Annotated in this window: 13 protein-coding genes and 1 tRNA gene; 11 read left to right on the top strand and 3 right to left on the bottom strand. The window is 43.9% G+C overall.

What is annotated here, in order from left to right; translation table 11 throughout:
* The 7 genes from rseP (at position 1) to G5B12_RS10180 (ending at position 8,122) form a co-directional block, all read left to right on the top strand.
* Positions 1–1,278, top strand: coding sequence for an RIP metalloprotease RseP (rseP, locus tag G5B12_RS10210; RefSeq protein WP_330384698.1), 1,278 nt, complete (start codon positions 1–3; stop codon positions 1,276–1,278).
* Positions 1,279–1,405: 127 nt separating this feature from the next.
* Positions 1,406–2,230, top strand: a complete 825-nt coding sequence (locus G5B12_RS10205) for a hypothetical protein (RefSeq protein ID WP_021976289.1) — start codon at positions 1,406–1,408, stop codon at positions 2,228–2,230.
* 81 nt (positions 2,231–2,311) lie between these two features.
* Positions 2,312–3,586, top strand: coding sequence for a peptidoglycan-binding protein (locus tag G5B12_RS10200; protein WP_021976290.1), 1,275 nt, complete (start codon positions 2,312–2,314; stop codon positions 3,584–3,586).
* A gap of 141 nt (positions 3,587–3,727) precedes the next feature.
* Entirely contained in the window at positions 3,728–4,786 is a 1,059-nt protein-coding gene (locus tag G5B12_RS10195; protein ID WP_021976291.1) for an FUSC family protein, read from the top strand.
* A 222-nt stretch (positions 4,787–5,008) separates the two neighbouring features.
* Positions 5,009–5,941 carry an AEC family transporter gene (locus tag G5B12_RS10190; RefSeq protein WP_174088147.1) on the top strand — a complete coding sequence of 311 codons (933 nt, stop codon included), beginning with the start codon at positions 5,009–5,011 and terminating at the stop codon, positions 5,939–5,941.
* 85 nt (positions 5,942–6,026) lie between these two features.
* Positions 6,027–7,295: a M18 family aminopeptidase gene (locus G5B12_RS10185; RefSeq protein WP_021976293.1), complete on the top strand. Its 1,269-nt coding sequence runs from the start codon at positions 6,027–6,029 to the stop codon at positions 7,293–7,295.
* A 17-nt stretch (positions 7,296–7,312) separates the two neighbouring features.
* A complete protein-coding gene (locus G5B12_RS10180; RefSeq protein ID WP_021976294.1) occupies positions 7,313–8,122 on the top strand; it encodes a Cof-type HAD-IIB family hydrolase in 810 nt (269 codons plus the stop codon).
* Positions 8,123–8,188: 66 nt separating this feature from the next.
* On the opposite strand, the gene G5B12_RS10175 is transcribed toward G5B12_RS10180, so the two are convergent.
* Complete coding sequence (locus tag G5B12_RS10175; protein WP_021976295.1) at positions 8,189–9,133, bottom strand: AEC family transporter; 945 nt, start codon at positions 9,131–9,133, stop codon at positions 8,189–8,191.
* Between the two features lie 148 nt (positions 9,134–9,281).
* Between G5B12_RS10175 and G5B12_RS10170 the strand changes: the two genes are divergently transcribed.
* From G5B12_RS10170 to ilvC, 3 genes are all read left to right on the top strand, one after another.
* Positions 9,282–10,322 carry a tyrosine-protein phosphatase gene (locus G5B12_RS10170; RefSeq protein ID WP_174088145.1) on the top strand — a complete coding sequence of 347 codons (1,041 nt, stop codon included), beginning with the start codon at positions 9,282–9,284 and terminating at the stop codon, positions 10,320–10,322.
* A gap of 164 nt (positions 10,323–10,486) precedes the next feature.
* A complete protein-coding gene (ilvN, locus tag G5B12_RS10165; RefSeq protein ID WP_021976297.1) occupies positions 10,487–10,984 on the top strand; it encodes an acetolactate synthase small subunit in 498 nt (165 codons plus the stop codon).
* 96 nt (positions 10,985–11,080) lie between these two features.
* Positions 11,081–12,100, top strand: a complete 1,020-nt coding sequence (ilvC, locus tag G5B12_RS10160) for a ketol-acid reductoisomerase (RefSeq protein ID WP_021976298.1) — start codon at positions 11,081–11,083, stop codon at positions 12,098–12,100.
* A gap of 182 nt (positions 12,101–12,282) precedes the next feature.
* On the opposite strand, the gene G5B12_RS10155 is transcribed toward ilvC, so the two are convergent.
* Both G5B12_RS10155 and G5B12_RS10150 read right to left on the bottom strand, forming a co-directional pair.
* Positions 12,283–13,170, bottom strand: a complete 888-nt coding sequence (locus G5B12_RS10155; RefSeq protein ID WP_118071830.1) for a LysR family transcriptional regulator — start codon at positions 13,168–13,170, stop codon at positions 12,283–12,285.
* A gap of 131 nt (positions 13,171–13,301) precedes the next feature.
* Positions 13,302–13,375: transfer RNA gene (locus G5B12_RS10150), tRNA-Pro, on the bottom strand.
* Between the two features lie 273 nt (positions 13,376–13,648).
* Between G5B12_RS10150 and G5B12_RS10145 the strand changes: the two genes are divergently transcribed.
* Positions 13,649–15,373 carry a hypothetical protein gene (locus tag G5B12_RS10145; protein WP_021976300.1) on the top strand — a complete coding sequence of 575 codons (1,725 nt, stop codon included), beginning with the start codon at positions 13,649–13,651 and terminating at the stop codon, positions 15,371–15,373.
* Positions 15,374–15,380: the final 7 nt, after the last annotated feature.

Genomic DNA, 15,380 nt, shown 5'->3' with positions numbered 1-15,380 from the left:
GTGATTGCTGTAATTATTTTCAGCGTTGTGATACTGATCCATGAACTGGGACATTTTCTCCTGGCAAAAAAGAACCACATTGAGGTGGTGGAATTTTCTCTTGGCATGGGTCCGAGGATCATAAGTACGGTAAAAGGTGGCACCCGCTATTCTGTGAAACTGCTTCCTCTTGGCGGTTCCTGTGCCATGGCAGGAGAAGATGCGGAAGATGACAGTCCGGGAACCTTTAATTCTGCTCCTGTGTGGGGCAGAATTGCGGTGGTTGCCGCTGGTCCGGTATTTAATTTTCTGCTGGCCTTTGTCCTGTCTGTGATCATTGTGGGCTGTATTGGCTATGATCCTGCAACTGTATTGCAGGTAACAGAAGGTTCCGCAGCAGAAAAGGCAGGCCTGAAAGAAGGCGATGTGATCACAGAATACCAGGGATATCACATTGACCTGGGAAAAGATCTCTATGTGTATTCGTATCTCAATGAACTGAAAGAGGGAGAGACCATCCATCTGAAGGTAAAACGTGATGGAAAAGAACAGGAGATCTCTTATAAGCCGGATGTGAATGTACGGTATCTCCTTGGTTTCAACCGTTCTGATGTAAATTCCATGACAGTGGAATCTCTGATCAAGGGAATGCCACTGGAAGAAGCAGGTCTGGAAGCGGGCGATGTGATCACGAAGATCAACGGTGTGGAAGTCCCGGATGGAAATGCATATGAAAAATATATCGAGGAGCATCCACTGTCTGATGAACCTGTGACGATCACTTATGAACGAAATGGGCTGGAATATGAGGCGGAGATTACACCAAGAGAATACAGGACACCGGTTTCCGGTTTCGGATATAACACATACAGCGAAAAGACTTCCGGTTTCAATGTTCTGAAATACGGTGCGGTGGAAGTAAAATACATGATCCGCACTACGATCTTAAGTCTGAAAGAGCTTGTGACCGGTCATCTTGGAATGAAAGACTTAAGCGGCCCGGTTGGTGTTGTGGATGCCATCGGTGATACTTACGAACAGTCCAAGAGCGAAGGAACACTGATGATCTGGATGAACATGCTGAATATGGCAGTTCTGCTTTCGGCCAACCTGGGAGTGATGAACCTGCTTCCTCTTCCGGCACTGGATGGGGGAAGGCTGGTATTTCTGGTGGTAGAAGCAGTTCGGAGAAAACCGGTAAATCGCCAGGTAGAAGGCATGATCCATTTTGCGGGACTGATGCTTCTGATGGCGTTGATGGTTGTGGTTATGTATAATGATATTTTGAAGATTTTCTGATATCTGACAAAATAAGGCAAATATTTAGTGCTGTATGATCTATGAGAAGATGATACAGCACTTTTTCTGTGCAGATATTTATTATATAATGAAGATATCAGAGCAAAAGAGAAGGAGATATGGGAATTTGAAAAAGAATATTTTAATACTGGCGGCTTTGATAGCAGTTGTTCTGGCGGTACCTTTTCTGATCATAAAAGCGGATGAGGCAATCCAGATAAAAAATGCAGAATTTAAGGAAAAACAGAATAATGTATGTTATGAAAAAGCGGGAGAATGCATGGATGCAGGTGAATATGATGAAGCGATAGAATTACTTGAAAAACTTCCGGGAAATTATGAGGATGCAGAATATATTATCCGGTATGCAAAGTTTTGCAAAGCTGTTCAGAACGAAGAAGGAATTGAGGAGCTACATAAACTCATATGGAATTTTCCGAAAGAGGATAAGTACAGTGGTAAATATGCAGAAGAAATGAAAAGGGTTAAAGAAGATACAGAAGTACAGTATGAAAAATATATGGCACAGAAAGAAAAAGAAGAAGAGGAAAAAATGAGGAAGAAAGATGAGCCATATAAAGGAATGAAAGAAAAATATATAAATATTACGCTTCTGGGAAGGGCGAAAGAGAAAAGAACAGAACATTACTGGCGGGATACACCGGGAAAAAGGACACAGGATATTCAATACAGATATATGTGGTATAACAGCAACGGAACAAAAAAATTCATGGCAGTCTGCAGAAACGGACGGGTCAGCAGTGTAGTTGAGTTTGTTCCGTCCACAGCATCCAGAAAAAATAGTTACAGTGGAAATACCAGCAGGAATAATACCAGAAAAGATATGTATGATGTGCAGGACTACGATGATCCGGAAGATTTTTACTATGATCATGCAGATGAATTTGATGATATTCAGGATGCGGAAGATTACTGGGAGGAAGCACAGTAAGATATATGGCATTTTTTCGATTTTGTGCATATACTGGCAGAGAGTCAGTGTGTTTTCAGGCACAAAAAGGAGTCTCTGTTTATGAAAAATCATTCTTATCTTTCCATGCAGCAGGATACCCCGGATCAGGGACGGCTGCAGGTGACGGTGCAGGACGGAGCTAATAACCGCCCTGTGGAAAATGCCAGAGTGCGGATTTCTTATACGGGAGTACCGGATAATGTGATCGAGGAAGTCCGTACGGATTCTTCCGGAAAAACGCCCATGCTGGATCTGGCAGCGCCTCCGCTGGAATACAGCATGAAGCCGGTGGAAGAGCAGCCTTATGCGGAATATACCGTTCAGATCAGTGCAGATGGTTTTGAACCAAAAGAAGTGGCAGGAACGGAAGTTCTTCCCCAGGTGATCGCACAGCAGCCGGCATCTCTTATGAGACAGAGAGGCGCAGGAGAGGATTATCAACGCATTGTGATCGGCCCTCACACCTTGTTTGGTGAGTATCCGCCCAAAAATCCTGAGGCTGAGATCAAGCCGGTAAATGAATCTGGAGAGATTGTTTTAAGCCGGGTGGTGATCCCGGAGTATATCGTAGTCCATGATGGACCGGTAGGAGATACTAATGCGCAGAACTATTATGTACGTTACAAAGATTATATCAAAAATGTGGCCAGCAGCGAGATCTACGCTACCTGGCCGGATGATACAATACGCGCAAATGTCCTGGCGATCATGTCGTTTACATTAAACCGGGTGTATACGGAATGGTACCGGAACAAAGGCTATGATTATACCATCACATCCTCTACCGCATACGACCACAAATGGATCAATGGCCGGAATATTTTTGAGAGTATTGACCGGATCGTAGACGAACTTTTTGAAAATTATCTTTCAAGGCCGGATGTGCGTCAGCCAATCCTGACCCAGTACTGTGACGGGCGTCAGGTGCAGTGCAGGGATAGGGGATGGATGACTCAGTGGGGAAGCAAGGCGCTGGGAGACCAGGGATATTCTGCGATTGAGATCCTGCGGAGTTTCTATGGAAACGATATGTATATCAATGTGGCGGAAGCAGTTTCCGGGATTCCCGCATCCTGGCCTGGATATGACCTGACTATTGGAGTCACCGGAGAAAAAGTACAGCAGATCCAGGAACAGCTCAATGCCATAGCAAAGGCCTATCCAGCCATTCCGACAGTAACTGTGGACGGTATTTATGGCCCGGCTACTGCGGCATCTGTGAAAAAATTTCAGAATGTATTTGGACTTCCCACGTCCGGAGTGGTGGATTATCCAACCTGGTATAAGATTCAGGAAATTTATGTGGCAGTGACCAGGATCGCGGAACTGCGTTAATTTGAAAAAAGTGTTTGACGTTTCTGAATAAACCAAGTATAATGGCTGTTTGTATCTTTAAATGCGTTGTAAAACAATTGCGTTTATGAACATATGATAAAGCGGAATGAGAATGTCCGTTTTACAAAAGGAGCGATGAGAATGACATTTTATCAGGAACTACAGTTAAGCTCAACCGGATCAAAACAGCTGATTCGAAATACCACAGACAAAAAAGAAAAACGAAGGCACATTCTGATCTATAATTTTAAAGTATATCTTGTCATGGCATTTTGTGTGGCGGTTGTGACATTGTACAGTAAGATAACCGGCAATGATAACAGTGTTGTAGGAGTAACCGTACTTCTGGCAGTGCTGGTTTTGAGACAGGCGGATTTCGGGATCCGGACCACACATGGCTTGCTGTCCATTGCCGGAATCTTTGGTATTTTGATCATAGGACCGCGACTGTCCAATATGGTTTCACCGGTGCCGGCATTTTTTGTAAACGCTGTAAGTATCCTTTTGCTGATGATCCTGGGATGCCACAATGTAATTATGTATAATCATTCCACATTTGTCCTCGGTTATCTGCTTCTGATGGGATATGACGTAACTGGAAAAGCGTATCTGCTTCGCGTGGAGGGCCTTCTTGTGGGAATGTTCCTTTGCATGGTGATCTTTTATAAGAATCAGAAAAATCGTCCGTATCGCAGAACATTTCTGGATCTGTTCCGGGAATTTGACCTGCATTCCGCAAGAGGCAGATGGTACCTGCGGCTGACACTGATCGTTTCCAGCGCCATGCTGATCATGTCACTTCTTGGACTTCCAAGAGCAATGTGGGCCGGAATTGCCTGCATGTCGGTGTGCCTGCCATTCACTGAGGACTGTAAAGTCAGAGCCGGAAAAAGAGGCATGTTCAACATTGTGGGATGCCTGCTGTTTGTGGTGCTTTATCTGGTGCTTCCAAAGTCCATGTACCCTTACATCGGAATGATCGGAGGAATCGGTGTGGGATATTCCGCAGGCTATGCGTGGCAGACGGCATTTAATACATTTGGAGCGCTGTCCATCGCATCAGGACTGTTTGGAATGCCGGCAGCTGTGCTGTTGCGTATCGGGGCCAATGTGTTCGGGGCAGCCTATACCATGATCCTGAATAAGCTTGGAGATAAATTCGCACAGTATATGTGGGTACGGAAAAAAGCGGAAATCTGATGGCAGATCAGGAGAAACCGCATTGTAAATATATGCCAGATATGATAATATGAAGGAAATAGTCGCAGGGTGTTTTTGAAAACATCTTACAGGAAATAATGCATCGCAGGGTTATGATAACCGGGTGCATTATTTTTTTGAATGTAAATTGCAAAAATGAATGTGAATGTCTGCTTTAACAGGGATTACACTACATATTTTTAAGAGAGGGGTTCTAAAAAAATGAACACATTAACAGTTTTACTGCAACAGATCGGAATGTTCGTGATCTACATTATCACAGGCGTGATCCTGATCCGCACAAAAGTACTGACACGGGAAAATCTGGAGATCATTTCAAAAGTTGTGATCAAACTGTCACTGCCGGTGATGATCTTTATCAATACGGTAAACGGGGTGGATCGGAAGTCATTTTTTTCCTCATTGTCCATCCTCGGAATTGCGGTAGTGATGTATGTGTGTCTGCTGATCCTGGGCACCTTATCCGGAAAAGTATTTCATCTTCATGGAGAACATCTGCAATTATATCGTGCAATGACTGTATTCGGAAACGTGGGATTTATGGGAATTCCTATTGTTGTCAGCATATATCCGGAAAAAGGAATGCTGTATATGGCTGTTTTTACGATTATTGATCAGCTGATGTTGTGGACTCTGGGGGTAAAACTGACTTCCTCAGAAAAAGAAAGCGGAACTTTTAATCCGAAAAAACTGATCAATCCTGTAACGGTGGCCATTATTCTGGCAATGATCTGTGTACTGACAGGAATCAGGATCCCACTGGTTTTAAATACGGCACTTCAGAAGATGGGAGCGACAGCAACACCACTGGCAATGATGTATCTGGGAGGTGTTTTTGCCTGCATTGATGTGTTAAGCTTTGTTAAGAAGCCGGATTATTATGGGATCACATTGATAAAAATGATTGGATTTCCAGTGCTTTTTTATATCCTGCTGAGGCTTGTCCCTATTCCGGCAGATATCCGGATGACTATGGCGCTGACTTCTGCCATGCCTGTGATGTCGTCGGTGGTAATGATGGCAAATGCCTCCGGATCAGATGGAGATTATGCAATGGGAGGAATTGTGGTTACTACGTTATGTTCAGTCCTGACACTTCCTGTGGTATCCTGGATATTTCAGGCGCTTGGGTAAAAGTATTGCTCTGAAAAAAAATTTGCCGTATAATGGGCAATAGCAAAACGGACCGGTGATACGGGCCGGACAGAGGAGAAATACTATGTACGAAGAGACAACAGAGAAACTGCTGGAATTTATCAGCAAAAGCCCCACAGCCTTTCAGGCGGCAGAAGAGGCAAGAAAACGTTTTCTGGAGGAGGGCTTTACAGAACTGAAAGAGGAGGAAAGCTGGAACCTGGAAAAAGGCGGAAAATATTTTGTCATGAGAAATCATTCCGCCATCATTGGATTTTCCATTCCTGTCAATGACTGCAGAAGATATCATATCATTGCAAGCCACAGCGATTCTCCGTCTTTTAAAATAAAAGAAAATCCTGAGATGTCCGTAAACGGAGCTTACGTGAAACTGAATGTGGAGCGGTACGGAGGAATGATCCTGTCTACCTGGTTTGACCGTCCCCTTTCTGTTGCAGGCAGGATGATCGTCCGCAAGAACGGAAAAATCCTGGAAAAACTTGTGAATATTGACAGAGATCTGGTCATGATCCCAAGCCTTGCCATCCATATGAACCGGGATATCAACGGAGGCTATCATTACAATGTTCAGAAAGATATGCTTCCACTGTACAGTGGCAGTGGTGAAAAAGGAAATTTCATGCGGATGATGGCAGAAGAGGCGGAGGTTCGGCCGGAGGATATTCTGGGACATGATCTGTTTCTTTATAACCGGATGCCCGGAACGATCTGGGGTTCCCGGAATGAGTTTGTTTCCAGTCCAAGGCTGGATGATCTGCAGTGTGCTTTCGCTTCGCTGGAAGGTTTTCTTCAGGCAGATAAAAAGAAAAATATTGCAGTCCACTGTGTACTGGATAACGAAGAGGTGGGGAGTACCACAAAACAGGGAGCAGCATCCACATTTCTTAAGGATGTGCTGTTCCGGATCAATCTGGCCCTTGGCGGAGATCAGGAAAGTTATCTGATGGCCCTTGCGGAGAGCTTTATGATCTCTGCGGATAATGCACATGCGCTTCATCCGAATTATACAGACAAGGCAGATCCTGTAAACCGTCCGGTGATGAATGGTGGAATCGTGATCAAATATAATGCGAACCAGAAATACTGTACGGATGGGATCTCCACAGCGATTTTCAAGGAGCTCTGCAGAGAAGCGGATGTGCCGTATCAGACATTTGTAAACCGCTCTGATATTGCCGGTGGATCTACTTTGGGAAATATTTCAAACACCCAGGCAGCCATGAATACGGTAGATATCGGCCTTCCTCAGCTGGCAATGCATTCCGCTTATGAGACGGCAGGAGTGAAAGATACGGAAAGCCTGATCCGCGCGGCAAAGGTATTTTACAGATGACATCGGAGGACAGGAAAATGAGCAGAAAAGCAGTATTTTTTGATGCGGACGGAACTGTCTGCGATATGAAAAAAGGTGTGCCGGACAGTGCCATTGAAGCCATCCGTGCGCTGGTAAATAATGGACACGAAGCATGGCTCTGTACAGGAAGAAGCCGCGCCTTTGTTTCCTGGTATCTGGAGCAGATTCCTTTTACCGGAATGATCAGTGCCTGCGGGTCCACCATTGAAAAAGACGGGAAGAGACTTTTTAACAAAGAGATGACACCGGAAATTGCAAAACTTTCCGTGGAGGTTTTAAGAAAATACGGCCTGATTCCGGTAATGGAAGGTGCGGATTTCATGTACTATGACAAAGAGGAATATACCGATGAAGTGAACTGGTATGCCAGCCTGATCACGGAATCTCTGGGTGATAAATGGAGACCGATCCGTGGAAATGAGGATTGCATGCGGATCAATAAGATCAGCGCAAAAATGACTGCAGGGTGTGATGCAGAGGCTGCATTGTCCGTTTTGTCAGAATATTATGATATCATCCGTCATGAGGGCAGCAGTTCATTTGTGGGAAATACCATTGAACTTGTGCCAAAAGGATTTAATAAGGCGGTGGGAATCGCGGCAGTGATCCGCCTGTTTGATATTCCGTGGGAAGATACCATTGTTTTTGGAGACAGCAACAATGACCTTGCCATGTTTGAATACGCTGCAACAAAAGTTGCCATGGGAAATGCTTCCCCGAAGATCAAAGAACTGGCAGATTATGTTACGTCCGATATGTTCCATTATGGAATCCGGGATGGGCTGAGATATCTGAAACTGATCTGAAAATAAAAAATGCTGTGGAGATGTACATAAAACATTTTCCACAGCATTTTTGTATTATGATGGTGTTCAGATCAGACCCAGGCTTTTACAGAGAAACAGCCAGAATGTCAGGGTAAAAGCACTGAACAATGTAGTGAGAAGCACGACTCCCGAAGAAAAAGAGCCTTCATGTCCCATATTTTTCGCCATGACAAAACAGGTAACTGTGCTGGCAGATCCCAGCATAATGATAATGGAAACCAGCTTGTCCTTTGTAAAACCGCATCGGATGGCAAGGGGCAGAAAAAGAGCTTCATAACCGATCAGTTTCATAAAGGTACAGGCGACGGATGCTTTGAGCCTGGAAAAAGCTTTCCCAAAATGAAGAGATCCACCCATGGCCATGAGACCAAGAGGAGTAGCAGTTTTGGCAAGATTGCCTACGGTAGAGTCCAGGATCTTCGGAAAGGGAAGGCGAAGAAGAGACCAGAGTGTACCGGCAACAATACCGAGAATGATGGGATTGGTGACAATGCCTTTTAAAGTACGCTTCAGAACAGTTCCATCCAGCTTTCCCTGATCCGGTTTAAAGACAGAGAGAACTACAACGGCCATCACATTATAAAGAGGTACACTTGCAATGATCATCAGCGGTGCCATGCCTGCGTTTCCGTAAAGATTCTGGATAACAGCGATGCCAAGGATTGCGGCACTGCTGCGGTAGGATGCCTGGATAAACTCGCCCCGGATATCGGATGGATGGAGGAGGCGGGACAGGAGTACGGAAATTATGATACTGACTGAGGTGATCAGAAAACAGAAGATCACCATTTTGGAATCCCATGCTTCGTAAATATCGATCTTGGCGATATCCTGAAACAGAAGAACTGGCAGCGGGATGACGAATACGAATTTGTTCATACGGTTGACAAATGCCTCATCAAAAAGTCCGATTCTTCGGAAAAAATATCCAAGGAGCAGAGTAAGAAAGATAGGCACGGTAACGTTCAGACAGAAAATAAGATTGTCCATAAAAGAAAGCCTCCCTGAGGTAAAATATCTTCATTTATTATATCGAATCCTCGAAAATTGTCAAACGAGGTATACGGGACTGTAAAATTCTGATATGATAAAAAGTGTTGCGAAAAAGCAGCACAGGGGTTGAGAAGGAGAAGAAAAAATGAGATACGGAAAAATACGGATCGAAGACGGCTTTTTTGTATTTACCAGACATATGATGCTTAACAGTCTTCCGTGTAAGGATATCCTCTGGGCGTATATGCGCCGGGAAGGAGCAGATAAAACCAGCGAAAAACAGCTGATCATCAACTATCTGGTAATTATAACCAGGCGTCAGAAGCGTTATAAATTTGATATGACAGAACAGGAAGTACAGGACTGTCTCCGGCTTCTGAAAGTACTGAATCCGGATCTTGCAGTTGGTTTTCCAAAAGGAAGTAGACTTCCGCTTCAGAATCTTCCAAATACGAGAGATCTGGGTGCTTTGATGACCGAAGATGGTTTGCACATTCTTCCCAGAAAACTTCTGCGTAGTGGTGAGATTTATCATGCTTCCGTAGCAGATACCAGGATTCTTTCAGAAGAATATAATGTCAAAACAGTGATCGATTTCCGGTCTGCGGCGGAAGTAAAGAAAAAACCGGATGATATTATGGCAGGAGTAGAGTATTACCATATTCCAATCCGTGATGAGGAGAGTAACGGAAACAGTTTTTTTGAACGTGTGATGTCCTGTTACGGGGAAGGAGAACGATATATACAGGAACGGTATCGAAGTCTTATTACCGATGAATATTCCCTGAAACAGTATGCGCGCTTTCTGGATGTACTGCTTCACGTAAAAAATGGAGCCGTTGTTTTTCACAGTACTACGGGAGAAGACAGGACAGGAGTCGGGACGGCACTTTTGCTCTTCGCACTGGGAGTGCCAAAGGAAACAATACGAAGGGATTACATGCGGTCGAATCCATGTCTTGAGGAAGAACTGAAATACATGCGGAGGCTTTACCGTGCAGACAGGCCGGAAAACAGCCGGAAACTTGCAGATCTGAAAGCTTTTTATCAGGTGAAGGAATCTTACATCAATACGGTTTTTGATGTCATTGAAAAAGAAAACGGAGGAATCGAGAGATTTCTGCGGAGAAAACTTTATCTGACACCAAAAGCATCCGAAGAGCTTAAGAAAAAATATCTGATCTGAGGATAAAAACACTTCTTGTTAATTTGAAGGAATTTTACGGGAAATTTTGATTGACAAAATTTTCGAAGTTGTTATAATGATAACAAAGCAAATGTTTATTAGATTAAAGCGTTAACTGACGAAGTCGGTTTTCTATACATAAAAGTGTTGAAAGCAGGTGTATTATGGAAAAGAGAATACTATCCATCCTTGTGGATAATACTTCCGGAGTCCTTAGCCGTGTGGCTGGTCTTTTCAGCCGCCGTGGATATAATATCGACAGCATTACCGCAGGTGTGACTGCGGATCAGAGATATTCCCGCATGACAGTTGTTTGTGAGGGAGATGATCAGATGCTCCAGCAGATCACCAAGCAGCTGGCGAAGCAGGAGGATGTGCAGGATGTCAAGATCCTTGAGCAGGATGACAGCGTTGCCCGTGAGCTGATGCTCGTCAAGGTCGCTGTGAAGCCGGAACAGAGACAGGGAGCACTTTCCATTGCGGATATCTTCCGTGCCAAGGTAGTGGATGTGAGTAAGGATTCTCTTATCATGGAGATGACAGGAAGCCAGAACAAGCTGAAGGCATTTGTGGAGCTGATGGCTGACTATGAGATCCTTGAGCTTGCAAGAACAGGAATCACAGGTCTGTCACGAGGCAGCGACGATGTCCGTTACCTGTAAATTTTTTACATATGTTTGCTAGGAGAGCAGCCACTCTCTTAACGATAAATAATTTTTATGAAGAAGATGTGATGAACATCAGAGGAGGAAAGCAAAATGGCTAATAAGATTTTTTATCAGGAAGATTGTAATTTAAGTTTACTGGATGGTAAAAAAATTGCAATTATTGGATACGGAAGCCAGGGACATGCACATGCTCTGAACTTAAAAGATTCCGGATGTGACGTCATTATTGGTCTGTACGAAGGCAGCAAATCTTGGAAAAGAGCCGAGGAGCAGGGCTTTAAGGTATATACAGCAGCAGAGGCTGCCAAACAGGCAGATATCATCATGATTCTTATCAATGATGAGTTACAGGCTAAACTTTACAAAGAGTCTATCGAGCCGAATCTTGAAGAAGGCAATATGCTTATGTTTGCTCATGGTTTCAATATCCATTTCGGATGCATCAAGCCACCGAAGAACGTTGATGTAACAATGATCGCTCCTAAAGCACCTGGCCATACAGTAAGAAGTGAGTATCAGGCTGGAAAAGGAACACCTTGTCTTATCGCAGTAGAGCAGGATTACACAGGAAAAGCTCAGGATCTTGCACTTGCATATGGTCTCGGTATCGGCGGAGCAAGAGCTGGTCTTCTTGAGACAACATTCCGTGTAGAGACAGAGACAGACCTCTTCGGTGAGCAGGCTGTACTTTGCGGTGGTGTTTGTGCACTTATGCAGGCTGGTTTCGAGACACTTGTTGAGGCTGGTTATGACCCAAGAAACGCATACTTTGAGTGTATCCATGAGATGAAACTGATCGTTGACCTGATCTATCAGTCTGGATTCGCTGGAATGAGATATTCTATCTCCAACACAGCTGAGTATGGCGATTACATCACAGGACCGAAGATCATCACAGAGGATACAAAGAAAGCGATGAAGAAGATTCTTTCCGATATCCAGGATGGTACATTCGCAAAAGAGTTCTTACTCGACATGTCCGATGCAGGTGCACAGGTTCACTTCAAAGCGATGAGAAAATTAGCTGCTGAGCATCAGTCCGAGAAAGTCGGCGAGGAGATCCGTAAACTCTACAGCTGGAACGGCGAAGATAAGCTTATCAACAACTAAGCAAAATTTATTGCAAAGCAATAAATTTTGCGCTACTCGAACGAAGCGAAGCGGAGTTTGAGTCAAAAAATAGGCGCATGAATAAAGTGGCATGAAACTTTTTTGTTACTGGCTACTATGAAGAAAACCATCTGGTCATTATGATCAGATGGTTTTTTATAGTATTTATTTGAATTTTTTACTTAATTCCCTTGTCCATCCCCAAAAAACGGCACAATCAAATCCAAATTCGCATCTTTCTGTCTGCATACAAACCCGATCTCACGTGGAGGAAAAGAAAATCCTACCGGTACTTCTACCAGTGTCCCTTCTTCCAGTTCTTTTTTTACAAAATCCCGGATCACGCAGGCAATTCCAAGACCAATTTCCGCAAACTGAATCAGAAGATCCATAGTTGTTACTTCCAGGATATGACTCAGCTCCACATGATGTTCTTTCAGCTGCGCGTTCACAGTCTGTCGGGTGATATTATCCTCATCCAGCATCATAAAAGTCGCCGCCTGGATCAGTGGTTCGTCGGGATAGAGTTTTTTCTGATTTTCCAGATATTGCCGCGTACAGACAAAAGTATCCCGGATTTTTAAGAGGGGATGAAAATAATATCCGCGAAGCTTCTGTGGCCGTCCGATGAGCCCCAGATCGATTTTTTCCTCATCCAGAAGATGTAGTGTCTGATAGGTGGACTGGCAGGAAATGGTGATGCGTACATGGGGAAAATGTGCAATATAATTTTCAAGGTGGGAGAGCAGCACATATCTGGTCAGAGTGGAACTGGCTCCCAGACGCAGCTTTGGGATATCGCGGGATCGATTATGACGGATGGAATTTTCGCCTTCATCCAGAAGGAAAAGAGCCTCTTTTACCTTCTCAAAAAGAAGTTCGCCGTCAGGGGTCAGAGTTACACCCCGGGAACTCCGTTTAAAAAGTAGGGTGTCCAGATTCTGTTCCAGTTTCTGGATTGCCTTACTGATGGCCGGCTGGCTGATATAAAGTTCTCTGGAGCTGTGGGAGATGCTGCCGGTACGGGCAACCGTATAAAAAATATGATAGAGAGACAGGTTATCCTGCATACGAAGCCTTCCTTTCCAAAAAGGGGTAGATAGTAATCACAATAGTAATCAACAATAATCATTTCCGGATAATAAAAAAGATTTCCGATTCATCGGAAATCCCTGGTTTTACAGCATTTTATAATGTTCAATCGGGGCAACAGGATTTGAACCTGCGACCTCACGGCCCCCAGCCGTGCGCGCTACCAAGCTACGCCATACCCCGTAACGAAGAAAATTATAACAGAAATTCAATGCAAATGCAACTGCTTTTTGCAGATGAAAGATAGTCTTTGGGAGTATCCTCAGACATTGGGGAAAATGGAGGATTTGTCGGGGATAGTTGTTTTTTGGAGAAAAATTAGATATAATATAACAATAGCGTGCTTAAATTAAGACATCGCGTATGAATAAGTTACAAAAACAGATCGGGAAAGCATAAATATTTATAATTTATTTCCTGCAAGAAGTGATGTAACTGAAAACAGGAGGAGAAAAGATGTCGGATAGAGTAATTGAACAGGCGGATCTTAGAACCATTGAACACAATCTTGGAGCGATCCACAATGATCTTCAGACACTGGATTCCAATGTAGGGGCAGTCAACAGCAACATAAAGGTTGTCTATGATGAGATTGGGAGTCTGGCAAAGGAATTTCATGATTTTGTCAGTGTTCAGCAAAGAGCAAACCGGCTTAATCAGGCAGAAACGAGACTTGTAAAGATCAGGCAGGAACTGGAGAAGAAATATGGACATTATGATATTGTACGTCGTACAACAACCGGAATCCTGCAGGCAGATGATATTGGAATTGTAAAGAAAGATACGATCAGTAATGCAACAGAGGAACTGATGATTTCCACTCCAGGTTACTGGCTTGCACCTTGTCTTGTTGCACTTGCAGCATGGATCAACGATCAGCCGGAACTTGCAGAGAAAGCCATTAAAGAAGGCATCAAACGCAACGATGAAAAGACATCACTGTTTTTTGCACTGATCTGTCGCCGTGCGGATCGAAAAGAAGCGTGTCTGAAATGGACGCAGAGATATCTTGCAAACCAGGATGAGGAAAACCTTGACCGAAAGACGATCATTGTTCTGGATGCGTTTGCCAGCGGTCTGTTTGGCGCAGATACAGAGGGCGTTATTTCCCGCCAGATGAATGAATGGCTGCAGCATCTGGAAGAGAAGCCGGGATTCACAGAAAAACAGACACAGCAGTGGTCAGAGGCGATCAACCTTAAGAGAAAACCGATAGATACTTCTTCTTATACCTACCTGAGAAAATACAGCAAAACATGGCCGGTACTGGAGGACATTCTGGAGGGTGCACATCTTCATGCGGAGATGCTTGAATATCTGATCGGGATTTTTGAACAGAAAGTCTCTACAGCAACTGTGAGAGAACAGCTGGATGATATTCTGGACAGTCTGGTAACGGATTTTGATGATGAAGAACTGCCTCTTCGAAAAGAAGAAAAATTTGAACAGTTTATCGTAGATTTCAGAGGCGATGAAAGTCGTGCCCGCCAGAATATGAATGTAGAGCAGACGGCTTTTGAGACACATAAGGATTTCACGCAGCTTTTGACAGACGCTGCCATGAAGCCGGAAACAGCCCACTCCAGTGTGTCAACACAGAAATTTGCATTTGCTTTGTCAAGAGATTGGGTGATGAATGCGTATAATGATGTTGTTGCCCAGAACCGTATGAAGATTCCAAATGAAATAGAAATAAATGTTGATACATTTAATGATACAACTGTCGATGGTCAGAATGAGAATGAGCTTCTTGAAAGATTCAGTACACTTGTCAGTTCAGAAAGAGATGCGGAACTTGCAACATGCGTAATGAGCAGTTTTGAGCAGTTCTGTCTGTATGGCGGAATTGCAGTCGGAGTGATCGGACTTGTGATGCTTCTGTTCGGAAATAAGTTCCTGGGCCTTATTGCTGTAATTGCAGGTGTAGGCATGGTCCTTAACCATTTTTCAAAGAAAAAAGATATAGAAAACAAGCGACAGAATATTGCAGAGCGTTATGAGAAAAAACGCAGCAGTGGTTCTGAGATCATTCGTGCTACACTGGCAGAAGTTGTTGATTTCCGTATTGAATTTGCGGATAAAGATAGCGAAAGCGAGCAGGTCATTGACTTTCTGGAACAGTTGTCTCCGGATCAGTATGTAAGAAAACTGGCAACTTCCAATCGAAGAGTCAAGATGTAAAGGAGAA

The sequence above is a fragment of the Blautia sp. MSK.20.85 genome (genome assembly GCF_013317245.1).
Classification (GTDB): domain Bacteria; phylum Bacillota; class Clostridia; order Lachnospirales; family Lachnospiraceae; genus Blautia_A.
Note: the sequence above shows the minus strand (reverse complement) of the source record. Positions and strands in the feature narration are given on the sequence as shown.